This is a genomic window from Echinicola jeungdonensis, from assembly GCF_030409905.1.
GTDB lineage: Bacteria > Bacteroidota > Bacteroidia > Cytophagales > Cyclobacteriaceae > Echinicola > Echinicola jeungdonensis.
In genome coordinates this window covers 1-15,104 of the sequence record NZ_JAUFQT010000013.1, presented here as the reverse complement: position 1 = coordinate 15,104, position 15,104 = coordinate 1, and the positions used below count along the sequence as shown (strand labels likewise).

Here is a 15,104-nt window from a genome sequence, read left to right as displayed (position 1 = left end):
GTGGTTGATATAGAGGCCTCTTTGGGAAATAGACATAATTAACCTTTTAGTGACTTAACTAAAAGGTTAATTTGTTTTTAGGGTACTTTGAAGTAAAATTCAGAGTACAATTTGTGTAAGGAAAAGTACAATTACTGAATTGAAGGGGTTGATTTTTGGGGTGGTTTTGACAATTGGACACACCTGTCCTGTAATCCTTCTTTCCGGCGGTAGTTTTTTGTCAAGCAGCTTTGTTGATGGGCGGGGATTCCTGTTGGTTTCTTCGTTTGGCAACTGCTACGGCGTTGGCTGCCATAATGCCGAACAGCACGGCCAGCTTTTCCCTTTTATCTCCCTTTACTCGTATTTTAACCAGTCCATAGTGGTTTTTATGGTTGCCGAAAGCCCCTTCCATTGCCGTTGCCCTTTGTTTGGAGACTTCAGCACTCAGAATCTTTTCGGCTTTGTTGTGCGGTTTGGGCCTTTTTGGGGAAGCCGGTGAATATGTCTTTGGAGGTACAATACTTTCTGTTGGCATTGGTGGCATAAATCCGGTCGGCACCCAGCTGGGAAGTCTGTCCGAAAATCCGGGTATGTTTTACCGTGGATATTTTCAACCGGGTACATTCATTGAAGTTGTTGAAGTCCAGTTTATCGATAAATGATAGCCCGCCTGTCTGAAGGATATGGGCTTTCATACCGAACTCCACAGGTTTGTTTTCCTTTCCCCGGACGATCGGCGGAGATAAGGTTTATGGAGGGAAACGATGCGGTCCTTAAGTTCGGAGGGAGGATTTTCCAACAAAAACTGCTGCTGGACCAAGACTTTTTTGATGGTCTTCAGACAGGCAAAGTCATTTGGTTTAAGCCCCGCCCCTTGATAAAAGTCTAGGATCTCTTGTAACTGGCCAAGTCCTTTTTCCAACAGGAAGACCAGGGATTTTTTCCTTTTGAGGGTTTCCTTAAAGGATTTGCGTCTTTTACGGAAGTAGCCAAGCTGTTTGGCCTTCTGCTCCCTGTATTTTGACCGGGCCTTTTTATGCCCAATTGTTTTACATTTTTTGAACAGTTGCTTTTCAAACACCCACTGGCAGCATTCCCAGAGTAGTTTGGGTCGGTGGGGAAACGGACATAACTTTCATAACAGGTGGCATCCATTATAAGACGTGGCTGTTGTCCACATCCTGTTTCCAGTGATCCATTAGTACCTCTTGGATCTGTTCCCAGTGGCAATGTTCCTCGATGTAGGCCCTGATCCGTGTCATAATGGTAAGGTCCCGGATCTGTTGGTCTGCTGCCAATACTTTCCCGCAGAAATACTGAAGGCTCCAGTCGGTATTGAAACGCTCTATCAATTGGCGGTCTGAGGTATTCAGGTAGGCTTTCAAAACATCAGGGCAAAAACCATTGCCCTTTGGCACCGAACCACCTTGGGGCACCAGCCCCTGCAGCTTTTCAGGAACAAGGCTCGAAAGCTTTTCCATGGCAGGCTGTCATGGATCTGGCCAAGCAAGGAATTCTTGAAAAAGTGATACTTTGGAGAGTATCCGTCAAAGTCTTTGAAAATAGGGAGCTGTATGGTATCTTTCATAGTATTTTTGTCTGCAAACAAAAAATACGAAAAAGAAAACCCCGGAAAAGCCCTTTTGGACGATTTTCGGGGTTTTTGAGTTATTTTTTCGCAACCCTGTTTATTAAGAGTCAGTGATTTTAGCTAATTAACAAGAAGCCCTATAGAAAGGTGGTTTGTGCGGACACAAACCACCTTTTTTTACTTATTCCAAAGTCAAAATACAGCCGGAATATTTTTCATTTCCATTGAATATTTCACCTTGGAATATGCAGCCTTCCTTCCTGTAAAATAAGATATTCGATTCCATTTTGGTCACCGTAATCTATAAGAAAAGAGTATTATGGAATACCTAATCCATGGATTCAGGATTGTATTCCAAATCGTAATCGATCATGGTGGAATCCTCCTCAAGCATGGATGGAACCTCATCCCTTCCAATAACTTCTCTGCGTTCCAGCTCAATTATTACGTCCATTTGCTGGGAAAAGGAGGCATCCTCCTCTCGAAGCCTGTTAAATTCTTCAAGAGTTCTTCATCACTAAAAGATTCATACCTTTTGATTCTTTCCTCCTTGATTTTTTGTTTTTTCTCTGCCATCAAAGCTTCTTCTCTTTTTCTAATCGGCTTTCACCGGTTTAATGAATTTGGTACCTTTTTCAGAGCCATAAAAAAGGCGCATCTTCCACCAGGATTTCCTCCTGTGTCCCATCAATATGAACCACGGTAAGGGTGTCAAATTTTTCCATGGAATATTCATCCCCGGATTCTTTGTCCAAGACTTTTTCCTCTTGATATTCAAACTGATCCTCATTTGATGACGAGCATGCCACCAAAATGATAAGAGATATAATTATTAATATGTTCCTAGTATTCATAATCATAAGGTTTTGGTTACTGATTTAATTAAAATGGATTCAGTATATTTTCTTATCTGGTTTGTCGATCCACATTTGGAATACCTCCTTAGCTCCATTTTGTTTAAAATGGATCATGGGTATTTTCCTGTTTTCAGGGGCAATCGGGAGTTCCTGATAAATAAAATCATCATCAAACCCAGCATTGGCGGCATCCTTTCTGGTATTGGCAAAAATACGCGCTTAGGTCTTGCCCAATAAATGGCTCCCAGGCACATAGGGCAAGGTTCACAGGAGGAATAAACCTCACAGTCTTCAAGCTGAAAATGTCCAAGTGATTTGCAGGCATCCCGGATGGCCATGATCTCCGCATGAGCAGTTGGGTCATTGGTACTTAGGACACTATTGTTTCCTTTTCCAATGACGACCCCCTCTTTTACAACAATACAGCCAAACGGGCCTCCCTTTCCGGAACTCATTCCTTCTTTTGCCAGGGAAATTGCCATTTCCATAAAGGTTCGTTGCTGTTCAGTCATTTGCTTATAATCGGTTTGTTTCCATAATATTAAAAGCCTTTCAAAAGCAATTCAAAACCTCAGGCTTCCTTTATGAAAATAACCATATGATTGGTAAAATGAAAAATAAAAGAGATAAATATCCGCAGAATTAAAGATTTTAGGAGCTAAAGGAATTAAATCGCCTTTTTTCTGAAAATTCAAAGCAAATGGATAAGTTGTTAGTTTTGCAAGTCTATGTTAAAATTTAAAGTCCTTGGAAAAAAGCATTTATAGGCATTGCAAGCTTGATAGTATAATTCTCCTGGGATTTTAAAGTCCCCTTTTGGCTTTTTTTACCAAAAATTCACAGTGAATTGATTAGAAAATACTTGCAAAGGCTGATCTTCTCCAATCATTTTGAAAGTTTTTGGGGCAGAAAACTGAGCAGAGTCAATTTGAAAAGATGCTGGCCATTCTATGGTAATCCGGGTTGGAATAAAATTGGGGTCATTCACTTCATCTGCCTGAATGTGCATTCCATTTTGAATGGCAAAAACCAACTCTAGCTGTTGATTATTTTCTTTAAGGTAATTTGCTCATTAATCAGTTTTACCCAGTGTTTTTTCTTGTCCATTTGCTGGAAGGGTGATCCCAATCAGTAGGAGTATCCCAATACTAATTTTCAGACAATAGCTCATCAAGTTTAGCTTTAAGCCCCAAAAGTTTTGCGTCAAAATTCTTAGAATCCAGCAAGGACATATATTGGATATTTCCCTCCAGATCAACTAATATATTGGAGGCAAGCATTACTTCATCCCGGGCCAAGTCGGGCAATACGTCCTCAGGGGCAAAACTTGCCGCCACAGTCCCATCTTCATCCAATATTACCGGGAAGCTAAATTGAAACGGTCTTGCAGTTTTTCTTTTTACCAGGGAAGCAGGTTCTTTCACATCGATAATGAGGACTTTGACATTTTTATTTCTGTAATTCTGGGCTAGCTCTTCAAGATAGGGAGCTTCGGCATTGCAAAACGGACACCAGGTAGTAGCAATATGGATGACCAAATAGCCGCCTTTGAAATCTTCAGAGGAAATAGTATTGCCTTCCAGATCCACTAATGTGAAATCCGAAGTTCCATTCCCTTGGAGTCCATTGATTCGGTCTGGCCTTGTGCCCATAAAGGCAGACTAATCAAATAAAGGACTAATATGGATATTTTATAATTCATTGATGTATAGCGTTTTATGTCTGTAAATATAATCAATATTTAAATGATTTTTCTGGATTTCAATGATCTTCAAACCGGAAAAACCTGTTGAAATAATGAATAGAGAAATTTATTAGGAGATCAAGTTAAATTTCTTTTTGAACCGATATAATGATAATAATATTTTATTCTATAAAACATTGAAATACAGTTATTTAAACTTTGTTTTATTTGATTAGGGGGGTAAAAGAATTAATTTTGATAATACTTAAAAACCTGCTGGTATTAAAAATTCGTATCCATATTTTCATTTAAAATTAACCCAAACAACCATGAAAGGCTTAGTTATTTTCCTAACAGCTTCAATTTCGCTGTTTATTTTGGCTTGTTCTGAGATTGAAGAAGAAGCAGCGTATGTGGGTGTTCCCAAAATTTCTTTGGGTTCTTATGAATAGGGGAATTTGGCTGATGAATGGGCTCGTAAAGGTGGTACCCAAAACAGTCAACCAGTTTTTGCCTTTTCTGATCCAAGTAGCCCTGTGGAAGGGTCTTCAGCCGGTCTAATAAGGGGCAAAGGGAATTTCAATGAGTTTGCATGCAGAGGAACTTATAGCGGGGAATGCTTATACCATCTGGTTTGTAATATTCAATGCCCCTGAAAATTGTGCCACCAGTCCATGCGGTGAACCAGACATTTTTAATCCTGAAACCATGACAGATGTTTCCTTTGGAGGAGGAAATATCGCAGGAAATTCCTCTATAACCATAAGTGGCCATAAAAAAGTAGGAGACTTGTCTGGATCTGCTATGCCTTTTTTTAATGACTTGTTGGGATTAGATATTCCGATATTCGGCTTAATAGACCCTTGGGGTGCAGAAGTGCATTTGGTGCTTCGAAGTCATGGTCCAAAAGTACCTGCTAATATGCCGGATTTAATCAATTCATTTGATGGAGGATGTACCACTTTTCTCGATGCTGGTCAGGTTACTGATGACCCTGGAGAATGTGCCGATTCCCATTTCGCTATTTTTCAACCTTAAAAAACATTTTGTCTTAAGGGCGGGCAAAAAAGCTCGCCTTTTTTTACCCATTTCAAATTGAAAAAAGTGGTTTCTATTTCTAATACTGATTGAATTCCCTATTTCTTCAAAGTGTGAAATTATTCACCTTAAGTAGGGGCTAATATGAGGTAGAAGATACCGGCGGTGTATTTGATAGGGATTATTCCATCTTTTCCTGAAGCGTTAGAAAAATAACAGGTTTATCTGAACTTTTGGTTATTCATGGAAGCCTAATGTGAATCGCTTTCAGAATTCTACCTTAGCTAGGTAATCAAAGAGAATTATTGTGTACACTCAGTTGACAGATGAATTGATGTCCAATTATCAAATGTAATTTTTAATAACAGTAAATCTATAAAATTCGATTCCGGCAATTACCAACTGGAAGTTTTCTTGTGACCAATTTTATCTCACTAACTTGATTAAGTTGAGTAATAAAGAAAATCATAATCCCAAGATCAGCTTATAAGGATTAATGATAAAATGAGAGGTCACCTAAATCCTCCATCAGTAGCAACAGCTGCTGGATATTCTTTCCCGGTGTAATGATCTCGTGCATACCAATTTGAATTTTACAATCCCAATTTAAGATATGGATTAGTGAAGGTGATTTTCCACTAATTGAGGATACATACAATGGCTCCATTGGAAAAGAAAGCCCTTTCCCAAAAGCTTTAAGTAAAGCTTCCTTTCTTGTCTAAAATTGAATAAATATTTCCGGTCTTTTTTCCTGAGTAATTTCCTTTATTAACCTGATTTCCCTCTTTAAAAAAAAATTACGGATAAAATGATCATAAGAAACATCATGTCGAATTTGCTCAATTTCGATCCTAACATTCCGATTTTTAGAAAAATCTAAAAGGCTTTGTTGCTGGAATGTGATAGATCGAAATTGATGTTTTCCCAACCAATTTCTGGTCTTAATTGGGGTTTCCCATATTTAATAATCAAATTGAATTTGATCGGGTTTTATCTCTATATAAAAGCCCAAGATTTGACGTAACAATCCACGTGCAGCAATTGATTGGATTTTATTTTTTTCAAAATGAAGCCTTCCAACCTTTTCAAGCTCCTCAATAGAAAGTATTGATGTTAAATATTTTCTTTGCCTTCACCTAAATCAAGGGAGAATCGCCAAATATGAACCGTGCCTTTAGGGGGTGACATAATTGGAATCGAATGTTGTCAATGAACTAGATGTTTGGTCATATTTTACTTTCTTTTTTCTAGTTGCATCAGTATCCCATTTTTGGGTCTGAGGTTTAATAATTGGGCCATTTCCACCACTTGATCCGGCACCAATTTTAGCCGCCAAAATTGAGAGATTGAAGCGATAACCATAACCCCTCTAACCAGGCATATGCTGACCAATACATGAACGTGGACCTTCACTGAATGGAAAATACTCATATTTTGATTTTTGTCGATTAGTGGAAGGTGCCAAGATTGAGGATTGAACTTCATGGGGTCTTTATGAAACCTTGAATCGTGATGTATCAGGTAAGGGCTCATCAAGACAATGGTTCCCTTAGGAATGAAATAATCGCCGATTGTTAAATTTGAACGGGCTTCTCGGACGATAACATAAATAGGGGGGTATAACCGCATTGCTTCTGTGAAAACCATTTTGGTAAATTTCAACTTTGGATAATCATCCAAAGTAGGTTGCCGACCTTGTAATACTTGGTCGACTTCTTCATGTAATTCTTCCTCAGCTAGTGGATTTTGCGAAAGGAGGTACCAGGTCCAGGTAAGAGCAAGGGAAGTAGTGTCAAATGCGGTGAGTAATAGAGTAAGGGCTTCATCCCGGATTTCCTCATTGCTGATCCCACGATCTTTTTTATTTTGTTTCTTGGGCTAAAAGTAGCAGGGAAAGTAAATCACCTTTGTCTAATTTAGTTTTTCCGGCGCTCTTCAATAATTTTATAAATGATTTTATCCAATCGACTTTTTGCTTTAAAAATCTAATAGAGCCTGGAAGAGGAAGCTTAAGCAAATATTCCGCAAATGGAAGGGTTACCCTTCCAAAAATATCCATTATAGATTCAAATTCCTGATTAATTTCTGCAGCTTCTTCTTCTAAATCAACACCAAACATGGTCTTTCCAGCAATTCCGGTACTCATTCTGACCATTTCTTTAAAAATATCCACCGATGTCCCATTTTTCCAGCCGTTCATTAACCTTGAGGCAAATTCTGACATGACAGGGGAATAAATGTCCATCATTTTCCGGTGAAATGCCGGTTGCATTATTCGCGAATGGTGCTTATGAAAATCCCCTCACTAGTAAGCAATCCCTCTCCTAATAGTTCTTTTGCCATTTTTTAGGGGCCTACCTTTGACGAAATTATCCTGTTGTGTGGAAAGCACTTCTTTGATAAAGTCCGGGTGATTTAACAGTAAAATTCGAAGATGTCCTATTTTAAATTGAGCAATATGGAGATATTGCTCAATTTAAAATAGGACATCTTCGAATTTTACTGTTAAATCACCCGACTTTATCAAAGAAGTGCTTTCCACACACAGGATAATTTCGTCAAAGGTAGGCCCCTAAAAATGGCAAAAGAACTATTAGGAGAGGGATTGCTTACTAGTGAAGGGGATTTTCATAAGCACCATTCGCGAATAATGCAACCGGCATTTCACCGGAAAATGATGGACATTTATTCCCCTGTCATGTCAGAATTTGCCTCAAGGTTAATGAACGGCTGGAAAAATGGGACATCGGTGGATATTTTTAAAGAAATGGTCAGAATGAGTACCGGAATTGCTGGAAAGACCATGTTTGGTGTTGATTTAGAAGAAGAAGCTGCAGAAATTAATCAGGAATTTGAATCTATAATGGATATTTTTGGAAGGGTAACCCTTCCATTTGCGGAATATTTGCTTAAGCTTCCTCTTCCAGGCTCTATTAGATTTTTAAAGCAAAAAGTCGATTGGATAAAATCATTTATAAAATTATTGAAGAGCGCCGGAAAACTAAATTAGACAAGGTGATTTACTTTCCCTGCTACTTTTAGCCCAAGAAACAAATAAAAAAGATCGTGGGATCAGCAATGAGAAATCCGGGATGAAGCCCTTACTCTATTACTCACCGCATTTGACACTACTTCCCTTGCTCTTACCTGGACCTGGTACCTCCTTTCGCAAAATCCACTAGCTGAGGAAGAATTACATGAAGAAGTCGACCAAGTATTACAAGGTCGGCAACCTACTTTGGATGATTATCCAAAGTTGAAATTTACCAAATGGTTTTCACAGAAGCAATGCGGTTATACCCCCCTATTTATGTTATCGTCCGAGAAGCCCGTTCAAATTTAACAATCGGCGATTATTTCATTCCTAAGGGAACCATTGTCTTGATGAGCCCTTACCTGATACATCACGATTCAAGGTTTCATAAAGACCCCATGAAGTTCAATCCTCAATCTTGGGCACCTTCCACTAATCGACAAAAATCAAAATATGAGTATTTTCCATTCAGTGAAGGTCCACGTTCATGTATTGGTCAGCATTATGCCTGGTTAGAGGGGGTTATGGTTATCGCTTCAATCTCTCAATTTTGGCGGCTAAAATTGGTGCCGGATCAAGTGGTGGAAATGGCCCAATTATTAAACCTCAGACCCAAAAATGGGATACTGATGCAACTAGAAAAAAGAAAGTAAAATATGACCAAACATCTAGTTCATTGACAACATTCGATTCCAATTATGTCACCCCCTAAAGGCACGGTTCATATTTGGCGATTCTCCCTTGATTTAGGTGAAGGCAAAGAAAATATTTAACATCAATACTTTCTATTGAGGAGCTTGAAAAGGTTGGAAGGCTTCATTTTGAAAAAATAAAATCCAATCAATTGCTGCACGTGGATTGTTACGTCAAATCTTGGGCTTTTATATAGAGATAAAACCCGATCAAATTCAATTTGATTATTAAATATGGAAACCCCAATTAAGACCAGAAATTGGTTGGGAAAACATCAATTTCGATCTATCACATTCCAGCAACAAAGCCCTTTTAGATTTTTCTAAAATCGGAATTTAGGATCGAAATTGAGCAAATTCGACATGATGTTTCTTATGATCATTTTATCCGTAATTTTTTTTTAAAGAGGGAAATCAGGTTAATAAAGGAATTACTCAGGAAAAAGACCGGAATATTTATTCAATTTTAGACAAGAAAGGAAGCTTTACTTAAAGCTTTTGGAAAGGGCTTTCTTTTCCAATGGAGCCATTGTATGTATCCTCAATTAGTGGAAAATCACCTTCACTAATCCATATCTTAAATTGGGGATTGTAAAATTCAAATTGGTATGCACGAGATCATTACACCGGGAAGAATATCCAGCAGCTGTTGCTACTGATGGAGATTTAGGTGACCTCTCATTTTATCATTAATCCTTATAAGCTGATCTTGGGATTATGATTTTCTTTATTACTCAACTTAATCAAGTTAGTGAATAAATTGGTCACAAGAAAACTTCAGTTGGTAATTGCCGGAATCGAATTTTATAGATTTACTGTTATTAAAATTTACATTTGATAATTGGACATCAATTCATCTGTCAACTGAGTGTACACAATAATTCTCTTTGATTACCTAGCTAAGGTAGAATTCTGAAAGCGATTCACATTAGGCTTCCATGAATAACCAAAGTTCAGATAACCCTGTTATTTTTTCTAACGCTTCAGGAAAAGATGGAATAATCCCTATCAAATACACCGCCGGTATCTTCTACCTCATATTAGCCCCTACTTAAGGTGAATAATTTCACACTTTTGAAGAAATAGGGAATTCAATCAGTATTAGAAATAGAAACCACTTTTTTCAATTTGAAATGGGTAAAAAAAGGCGAGCTTTTTTGCCCGCCCTTAAGACAAAATGTTTTTTAAGGTTGAAAAATAGCGAAATGGGAATCGGCACATTCTCCAGGGTCATCAGTAACCTGACCAGCATCGAGAAAAGTGGTACATCCTCCATCAAATGAATTGATTAAATCCGGCATATTAGCAGGTACTTTTGGACCATGACTTCGAAGCACAAATGCACTTCTGCACCCCAAGGGTCTATTAAGCCGAATATCGGAATATCTAATCCCAACAAGTCATTAAAAAAGGCATAGCAGATCCAGACAAGTCTCCTACTTTTTTATGGCCACTTATGGTTATAGAGGAATTTCCTGCGATATTTCCTCCTCCAAAGGAAACATCTGTCATGGTTTCAGGATTAAAAATGTCTGGTTCACCGCATGGACTGGTGGCACAATTTTCAGGGCATTGAATATTACAAACCAGATGGTATAAGCATCCCCGCTATAAGTTCCTCTGCATGCAAACTCATTGAAATTCCCTTTGGCCCCTTATTAGACCGGCTGAAGACCCTTCCACAGGGCTACTTGGATCAGAAAAGGCAAAAACTGGTTGACTGTTTTGGGTACCACCTTTACGAGCCCATTCATCAGCCAAATTCCCCTATTCATAAGAACCCAAAGAAATTTTGGAACACCCACATACGCTGCTTCTTCTTCAATCTCAGAACAAGCCAAAATAAACAGCGAAATTGAAGCTGTTAGGAAAATAACTAAGCCTTTCATGGTTGTTTTGGGTTAATTTTTAATGAAAATATGGATACGAATTTTTAATACCAGCAGGTTTTTAAGTATTATCAAATTAATTCTTTTACCCCCTAATCAAATAAAACAAAGTTTAAATAACTGTATTTCAATGTTTTATAGAATAAAATATTATTATCATTATATCGGTTCAAAAAGAAATTTAACTTGATCTCCTAATAAATTTCTCTATTCATTATTTCAACAGGTTTTTCCGGTTTGAAGATCATTGAAATCCAGAAAATCATTTAAATATTGATTATATTTACAGACATAAAACGCTATACATCAATGAATTATAAATATCCATATTAGTCCTTTATTTGATTAGTCTGCCTTTATGGGCACAAGGCCAGACCGAATCAATGGACTCCAAGGGAATGGAACTTCCGGATTTCACATTAGTGGATCTGGAAGGCAATACTATTTCCTCTGAAGATTTCAAAGGCGGCTATTTGGTCATCCATATTGCTACTACCTGGTGTCCGTTTTGCAATGCCGAAGCTCCCTATCTTGAAGAGCTAGCCCAGAATTACAGAAATAAAAATGTCAAAGTCCTCATTATCGATGTGAAAGAACCTGCTTCCCTGGTAAAAGAAAAACTGCAAGACCGTTTCAATTTAGCTTCCGGTAATATTGGATGAAGATGGGACTGTGGCGGCAAGTTTTGCCCCTGAGGACGTATTGCCCGACTTGGCCCGGGATGAAGTAATGCTTGCCTCCAATATATTAGTTGATCTGGAGGGAAATATCCAATATATGTCCTTGCTGGATTCTAAGAATTTTGACGCAAAACTTTTGGGGCTTAAAGCTAAACTTGATGAGCTATTGTCTGAAAATTAGTATTGGGATACTCCTACTGATTGGGATCACCCTTCCAGCAAATGGACAAGAAAAACACTGGGTAAAACTGATTAATGAGCAAATTACCTTAAAAGAAAATAATCAACAGCTAGAGTTGGTTTTTTGCCATTCAAAATGGAATGCACATTCAGGCAGATGAAGTGAATGACCCCATTTTATTCCAACCCGGATTACCATAGAATGGCCAGCATCTTTTCAAATTGACTCTGCTCAGTTTTCTGCCCCAAAAACTTTCAAATGATTGGAGAAGATCAGCCTTTGCAAGTATTTTCTAATCAATTCACTGTGAAATTTTTGGTAAAAAAGCCCAAAAGGGGACTTTTAAAATCCCAGGAGAATTATACTATCAAGCTTGCAATGCCTATAAATGCTTTTTTCCAAGGACTTTAAATTTTAACATAGACTTGCAAAACTAACAACTTATCCATTTGCTTTGAATTTTCAGAAAAAAGGCGATTTAATTCCTTTAGCTCCTAAAATCTTTAATTCTGCGGATATTTATCTCTTTTTATTTTTTCATTTACCATCATATGGTTATTTTCATAAAGGAAGCCTGAGGTTTTGAATTGCTTTTGAAAGGCTTTTAATATTATGGAAACAAACCGATTATAAGCAAATGACTGAACAGCAACGAACCTTTATGGAAATGGCAATTTCCCTGGCAAAAGAAGGAATGAGTTCCGGAAAGGGAGGCCCGTTTGGCTGTATTGTTGTAAAAGAGGGGGTCGTCATTGAAAAGGAAACAATAGTGTCCTAAGTACCAATGACCCAACTGCTCATGCGGAGATCATGGCATCCGGGATGCCTGCAAATCACTTGGACATTTTCAGCTTGAAGACTGTGAGGTTTATTCCTCCTGTGAACCTTGCCCTATGTGCCTGGGAGCCATTTATTGGGCAAGACCTAAGCGCGTATTTTTTGCCAATACCAGAAAGGATGCCGCCAATGCTGGGTTTGATGATGATTTTATTTATCAGGACTCCCGATTGCCCCTGAAAACAGGAAAATACCCATGATCCATTTTAAACAAAATGGAGCTAAGGAGGTATTCCAAATGTGGATCGACAAACAGATAAGAAAATATACTGAATCCATTTTAATTAAATCAGTAACCAAACCTTATGATTATGAATACTAGGAACATATTAATAATTATATCTCTTATCATTTTGGTGGCATGCTCGTCATCAAATGAGGATCAGTTTGAATATCAAGAGGAAAAAGTCTGGACAAAGAATCCGGGATGAATATTCCATGGAAAAATTTGACACCCTTACCGTGGTTCATATTGATGGGACACAGGAGGAAATCCTGGTGGAAGATGCGCCTTTTTATGGCTCTGAAAAAGGTACCAAATTCATTAAATCCGGTGAAAGCCGATTAGAAAAAGAGAAGAAGCTTTGATGGCAGAGAAAAAACAAAAAATCAAGGAGAAAGAATCAAAAGGTATGAATCTTTTAGTGATGAAGAACTCCTTGAAGAATTTAACAGCTTCGAGAGGAGGATGCCTCCTTTCCCAGCAAATGGACGTAATAATTGAGCTGGAACGCAGAGAAGTTATTGGAAGGGATGAGGTTCCATCCATGCTTGAGGAGGATTCCACCATGATCGATTACGATTTGGAATACAATCCTGAATCCATGGATTAGGTATTCCATAATACTCTTTTCTTATAGATTACGGTGACCAAAATGGAATCGAATATCTTATTTACAGGAAGGAAGGCTGCATATTCCAAGGTGAAATATTCAATGGAAATGAAAATATTCCGGCTGTATTTTGACTTTGGAATAAGTAAAAAAAGGTGGTTTGTGTCCGCACAAACCACCTTTTCTATAGGGCTTCTTGTTAATTAGCTAAATCACTGACTCTTATAAACAGGGTTGCGAAAAAATAACTCAAAAACCCCGAAAATCGTCCAAAAGGGCTTTTTCCGGGGTTTTCTTTTTCGTATTTTTTGTTTGCAGACAAAAATACTATGAAAGATACCATACAGCTCCCTATTTTCAAAGACTTTGACGGATACTCTCCAAAGTATCACTTTTTCAAGAATTCCTTGCTTGGCCAGATCCATGACAGCCTGCCATGGGAAAAGCTTTCGAGCCTTGTTCCTGAAAAGCTGCAGGGGCCTGGTGCCCCAAGGTGGTTCGGTGCCAAGGGCATGTTTGCCCTGATGTTTTTGAAAGCCTACCTGAATACCTCAGACCGCCAATTGATAGAGCGTTTCAATACCGACTGGAGCCTTCAGTATTTCTGCGGGAAAGTATTGGCAGCAGACCACAGATCCGGGACCTTACCATTATGACACGGATCAGGGCCTACATCGAGGAACATTGCCACTGGGAACAGATCCAAGAGGTACTAATGGATCACTGGAAACAGGATGTGGACAACAGCCACGTCTTATTAATGGATGCCACCTGTTATGAAAGTTATGTCCGTTTCCCACCGACCCCAAACTACTCTGGGAATGCTGCCAGTGGGTGTTTGAAAAGCAACTGTTCAAAAATGTAAACAATTGGGCATAAAAAGGCCCCGGTCAAATACAGGGAGCAGAAGGCCAAACAGCTTGGCTACTTCCGTAAAAGACGCAAATCCTTTAAGGAAACCCTCAAAAGGAAAAAATCCCTGGTCTTCCTGTTGGAAAAGGACTTGGCCAGTTACAAGAGATCCTAGACTTTTATCAAGGGGCGGGGCTTAAACCAAATGACTTTGCCTGTCTGAAGACCATCAAAAAAGTCTTGGTCCAGCAGCAGTTTTTGTTGGAAAATCCTCCCTCCGAACTTAAGGACCGCATCGTTTCCCTCCATAAACCTTATCTCCGGCCGATCGTCCGGGGAAGGAAAACAAACCTGTGGAGTTCGGTATGAAAGCCATATCCTTCAGACAGGCGGGCTATCATTTATCGATAAACTGGACTTCAACAACTTCAATGAATGTACCCGTTTGAAAATATCCACGGTAAAACATACCCGGATTTTCGGACAGACTTCCCAGCTGGGTGCCGACCGGATTTATGCCACCAATGCCAACAGAAAGTATTGTACCTCCAAAGACATATTCACCGCTTCCCCAAAAAAGGCCCCAAACCGCACAACAAAGCCGAAAAGATTCTGAGTGCTGAAGTCTCCAAACAAAGGGCAACGGCAATGGAAGGGGCTTTCGGCAACCATAAAAACCACTATGGACTGGTTAAAATACGAGTAAAGGAGATAAAAGGGAAAAGCTGGCCGTGCTGTTCGGCATTATGGCAGCCAACGCCGTAGCAGTTGCCAAACGAAGAACCAACAGGAATCCCCGCCCATCAACAAAGCTGCTTGACAAAACTACCGCCGGAAAGAAGGATTACAGGACAGGTGTGTCCAATTGTCAAAACCACCCCAAAAATCAACCCTTCAATTCAGTAATTGTACTTTTCCTTACACAAATTGTACTCTGAATTTTACTTCAAAGTA

Annotated in this window: 24 protein-coding genes and 2 pseudogenes; 12 read left to right on the top strand and 14 right to left on the bottom strand. The window is 38.9% G+C overall.

The genetic code is table 11. The features are described from left to right. Window positions 1-220: 220 nt before the first annotated feature. The 10 genes from QWY93_RS19570 to QWY93_RS19525 form a co-directional block, all read right to left on the bottom strand. Complete coding sequence (locus QWY93_RS19570) at window positions 221-394, bottom strand: hypothetical protein (protein ID WP_290250124.1); 174 nt, start codon at window positions 392-394, stop codon at window positions 221-223. Between the two features lie 25 nt (window positions 395-419). Continuing rightward, the gene (locus QWY93_RS19565; protein WP_290250122.1) at window positions 420-677 is read right to left on the bottom strand and encodes a hypothetical protein; all 258 of its coding nucleotides are present in this window, start codon (window positions 675-677) and stop codon (window positions 420-422) included. Further along, on the bottom strand, window positions 674-1,063 hold the full coding sequence (locus QWY93_RS19560; RefSeq protein ID WP_290250119.1) for a hypothetical protein: 390 nt from the start codon (window positions 1,061-1,063) through the stop codon (window positions 674-676). The genes QWY93_RS19565 and QWY93_RS19560 overlap by 4 nt, the downstream gene beginning before the upstream one ends. Window positions 1,064-1,136: 73 nt before the next feature. Continuing rightward, a complete protein-coding gene (locus QWY93_RS19555) occupies window positions 1,137-1,463 on the bottom strand; it encodes a transposase (protein WP_290250117.1) in 327 nt (108 codons plus the stop codon). 438 nt (window positions 1,464-1,901) lie between these two features. After that, window positions 1,902-2,027, bottom strand: coding sequence for a hypothetical protein (locus QWY93_RS19550; protein WP_290249946.1), 126 nt, complete (start codon window positions 2,025-2,027; stop codon window positions 1,902-1,904). Next, entirely contained in the window at window positions 2,018-2,149 is a 132-nt protein-coding gene (locus tag QWY93_RS19545) for a hypothetical protein (RefSeq protein WP_290250114.1), read from the bottom strand. The genes QWY93_RS19550 and QWY93_RS19545 overlap by 10 nt, the downstream gene beginning before the upstream one ends. Window positions 2,150-2,208: 59 nt before the next feature. Further along, a complete protein-coding gene (locus QWY93_RS19540) occupies window positions 2,209-2,427 on the bottom strand; it encodes a hypothetical protein (protein ID WP_290250113.1) in 219 nt (72 codons plus the stop codon). A 113-nt stretch (window positions 2,428-2,540) separates the two neighbouring features. Continuing rightward, window positions 2,541-2,942 (bottom strand): nucleoside deaminase, encoded by a 402-nt coding sequence (locus QWY93_RS19535; protein WP_435380214.1) that lies wholly within the window; start codon window positions 2,940-2,942, stop codon window positions 2,541-2,543. 314 nt (window positions 2,943-3,256) lie between these two features. Then, entirely contained in the window at window positions 3,257-3,439 is a 183-nt protein-coding gene (locus QWY93_RS19530) for a hypothetical protein (RefSeq protein ID WP_290250080.1), read from the bottom strand. Window positions 3,440-3,578: 139 nt separating this feature from the next. Then, window positions 3,579-4,082, bottom strand: a complete 504-nt coding sequence (locus tag QWY93_RS19525; protein WP_290250111.1) for a peroxiredoxin family protein — start codon at window positions 4,080-4,082, stop codon at window positions 3,579-3,581. Between the two features lie 361 nt (window positions 4,083-4,443). Here QWY93_RS19525 and QWY93_RS19520 point away from each other — a divergent pair, with 361 nt between their 5' ends. Next, window positions 4,444-4,566, top strand: coding sequence for a hypothetical protein (locus QWY93_RS19520; protein WP_290246184.1), 123 nt, complete (start codon window positions 4,444-4,446; stop codon window positions 4,564-4,566). Window positions 4,567-4,696: 130 nt separating this feature from the next. Further along, on the top strand, window positions 4,697-5,152 hold the full coding sequence (locus QWY93_RS19515; RefSeq protein WP_290246183.1) for a hypothetical protein: 456 nt from the start codon (window positions 4,697-4,699) through the stop codon (window positions 5,150-5,152). Between the two features lie 1,233 nt (window positions 5,153-6,385). Here QWY93_RS19515 and QWY93_RS20140 read toward each other — a convergent pair. Both QWY93_RS20140 and QWY93_RS19505 read right to left on the bottom strand, forming a co-directional pair. Beyond that, entirely contained in the window at window positions 6,386-6,985 is a 600-nt protein-coding gene (locus tag QWY93_RS20140) for a cytochrome P450 (protein ID WP_290250130.1), read from the bottom strand. A gap of 28 nt (window positions 6,986-7,013) precedes the next feature. Further along, window positions 7,014-7,433 (bottom strand): annotated as a pseudogene (locus tag QWY93_RS19505) (cytochrome P450); the annotation flags it as partial. 297 nt (window positions 7,434-7,730) lie between these two features. Here QWY93_RS19505 and QWY93_RS19990 point away from each other — a divergent pair. After that, a pseudogene (locus QWY93_RS19990) lies at window positions 7,731-8,839 on the top strand (cytochrome P450). A 1,425-nt stretch (window positions 8,840-10,264) separates the two neighbouring features. Here the strand turns inward: QWY93_RS19990 and QWY93_RS19490 are convergent. After that, window positions 10,265-10,390 carry a hypothetical protein gene (locus tag QWY93_RS19490; protein ID WP_290250109.1) on the bottom strand — a complete coding sequence of 42 codons (126 nt, stop codon included), beginning with the start codon at window positions 10,388-10,390 and terminating at the stop codon, window positions 10,265-10,267. A 146-nt stretch (window positions 10,391-10,536) separates the two neighbouring features. After that, complete coding sequence (locus tag QWY93_RS19485) at window positions 10,537-10,767, bottom strand: hypothetical protein (protein WP_290250107.1); 231 nt, start codon at window positions 10,765-10,767, stop codon at window positions 10,537-10,539. Window positions 10,768-11,150: 383 nt separating this feature from the next. On the opposite strand from QWY93_RS19485, the gene QWY93_RS19480 reads away from it, so the two are divergent. The 9 genes from QWY93_RS19480 (at window position 11,151) to QWY93_RS19445 (ending at window position 14,915) form a co-directional block, all read left to right on the top strand. After that, a complete protein-coding gene (locus QWY93_RS19480; protein WP_290250106.1) occupies window positions 11,151-11,429 on the top strand; it encodes a TlpA family protein disulfide reductase in 279 nt (92 codons plus the stop codon). Beyond that, window positions 11,422-11,628 carry a hypothetical protein gene (locus QWY93_RS19475; protein WP_290250063.1) on the top strand — a complete coding sequence of 69 codons (207 nt, stop codon included), beginning with the start codon at window positions 11,422-11,424 and terminating at the stop codon, window positions 11,626-11,628. The genes QWY93_RS19480 and QWY93_RS19475 overlap by 8 nt, the downstream gene beginning before the upstream one ends. 637 nt (window positions 11,629-12,265) lie before the next feature. Next, window positions 12,266-12,406 (top strand): cytidine/deoxycytidylate deaminase family protein, encoded by a 141-nt coding sequence (locus QWY93_RS20135; protein WP_435380209.1) that lies wholly within the window; start codon window positions 12,266-12,268, stop codon window positions 12,404-12,406. Between the two features lie 37 nt (window positions 12,407-12,443). Beyond that, window positions 12,444-12,665 carry a nucleoside deaminase gene (locus QWY93_RS20130; RefSeq protein WP_435380215.1) on the top strand — a complete coding sequence of 74 codons (222 nt, stop codon included), beginning with the start codon at window positions 12,444-12,446 and terminating at the stop codon, window positions 12,663-12,665. Between the two features lie 175 nt (window positions 12,666-12,840). Beyond that, complete coding sequence (locus tag QWY93_RS19465; RefSeq protein WP_290250103.1) at window positions 12,841-13,053, top strand: hypothetical protein; 213 nt, start codon at window positions 12,841-12,843, stop codon at window positions 13,051-13,053. Beyond that, a complete protein-coding gene (locus QWY93_RS19460; RefSeq protein WP_290250101.1) occupies window positions 13,053-13,298 on the top strand; it encodes a hypothetical protein in 246 nt (81 codons plus the stop codon). The genes QWY93_RS19465 and QWY93_RS19460 overlap by 1 nt, the downstream gene beginning before the upstream one ends. Before the next feature lie 329 nt (window positions 13,299-13,627). Beyond that, the gene (locus QWY93_RS19455; RefSeq protein WP_290250099.1) at window positions 13,628-13,954 is read left to right on the top strand and encodes a transposase; all 327 of its coding nucleotides are present in this window, start codon (window positions 13,628-13,630) and stop codon (window positions 13,952-13,954) included. Then, window positions 13,951-14,163 carry a hypothetical protein gene (locus QWY93_RS19450; protein WP_290249965.1) on the top strand — a complete coding sequence of 71 codons (213 nt, stop codon included), beginning with the start codon at window positions 13,951-13,953 and terminating at the stop codon, window positions 14,161-14,163. Before QWY93_RS19455 ends, QWY93_RS19450 begins: the two co-directional genes overlap by 4 nt. Before the next feature lie 422 nt (window positions 14,164-14,585). Beyond that, a complete protein-coding gene (locus tag QWY93_RS19445; RefSeq protein WP_290250097.1) occupies window positions 14,586-14,915 on the top strand; it encodes a hypothetical protein in 330 nt (109 codons plus the stop codon). The last annotated feature ends 189 nt before the right edge of the window (window positions 14,916-15,104 follow it).

Excerpts from the sequence above, each read along its gene's own strand:
- QWY93_RS19570 (WP_290250124.1), bottom strand. The coding sequence starts at position 394 with ATGGAAGGGGCTTTCGGCAACCATAAAAACCACTATGGACTGGTTAAA.
- QWY93_RS19565 (WP_290250122.1), bottom strand. The coding sequence starts at position 677 with ATGAAAGCCCATATCCTTCAGACAGGCGGGCTATCATTTATCGATAAA.
- QWY93_RS19555 (WP_290250117.1), bottom strand. The coding sequence starts at position 1,463 with ATGGAAAAGCTTTCGAGCCTTGTTCCTGAAAAGCTGCAGGGGCTGGTG.
- QWY93_RS19550 (WP_290249946.1), bottom strand. The coding sequence starts at position 2,027 with ATGGACGTAATAATTGAGCTGGAACGCAGAGAAGTTATTGGAAGGGAT.
- QWY93_RS19545 (WP_290250114.1), bottom strand. The coding sequence starts at position 2,149 with ATGGCAGAGAAAAAACAAAAAATCAAGGAGGAAAGAATCAAAAGGTAT.
- QWY93_RS19540 (WP_290250113.1), bottom strand. The coding sequence starts at position 2,427 with ATGAATACTAGGAACATATTAATAATTATATCTCTTATCATTTTGGTG.
- QWY93_RS19535 (WP_435380214.1), bottom strand. The coding sequence starts at position 2,942 with ATGACTGAACAGCAACGAACCTTTATGGAAATGGCAATTTCCCTGGCA.
- QWY93_RS19530 (WP_290250080.1), bottom strand. The coding sequence starts at position 3,439 with ATGCACATTCAGGCAGATGAAGTGAATGACCCCAATTTTATTCCAACC.
- QWY93_RS19525 (WP_290250111.1), bottom strand. The coding sequence starts at position 4,082 with ATGGGCACAAGGCCAGACCGAATCAATGGACTCCAAGGGAATGGAACT.
- QWY93_RS19520 (WP_290246184.1), top strand. The coding sequence starts at position 4,444 with ATGAAAGGCTTAGTTATTTTCCTAACAGCTTCAATTTCGCTGTTTATT.
- QWY93_RS19515 (WP_290246183.1), top strand. The coding sequence starts at position 4,697 with ATGAGTTTGCATGCAGAGGAACTTATAGCGGGGAATGCTTATACCATC.
- QWY93_RS19490 (WP_290250109.1), bottom strand. The coding sequence starts at position 10,390 with ATGACAGATGTTTCCTTTGGAGGAGGAAATATCGCAGGAAATTCCTCT.
- QWY93_RS19485 (WP_290250107.1), bottom strand. The coding sequence starts at position 10,767 with ATGAAAGGCTTAGTTATTTTCCTAACAGCTTCAATTTCGCTGTTTATT.
- QWY93_RS19480 (WP_290250106.1), top strand. The coding sequence starts at position 11,151 with ATGGACTCCAAGGGAATGGAACTTCCGGATTTCACATTAGTGGATCTG.
- QWY93_RS20135 (WP_435380209.1), top strand. The coding sequence starts at position 12,266 with ATGACTGAACAGCAACGAACCTTTATGGAAATGGCAATTTCCCTGGCA.
- QWY93_RS19465 (WP_290250103.1), top strand. The coding sequence starts at position 12,841 with ATGAGGATCAGTTTGAATATCAAGAGGAAAAAGTCTGGACAAAGAATC.
- QWY93_RS19460 (WP_290250101.1), top strand. The coding sequence starts at position 13,053 with ATGGCAGAGAAAAAACAAAAAATCAAGGAGAAAGAATCAAAAGGTATG.
- QWY93_RS19455 (WP_290250099.1), top strand. The coding sequence starts at position 13,628 with ATGAAAGATACCATACAGCTCCCTATTTTCAAAGACTTTGACGGATAC.
- QWY93_RS19450 (WP_290249965.1), top strand. The coding sequence starts at position 13,951 with ATGACACGGATCAGGGCCTACATCGAGGAACATTGCCACTGGGAACAG.
- QWY93_RS19445 (WP_290250097.1), top strand. The coding sequence starts at position 14,586 with ATGTACCCGTTTGAAAATATCCACGGTAAAACATACCCGGATTTTCGG.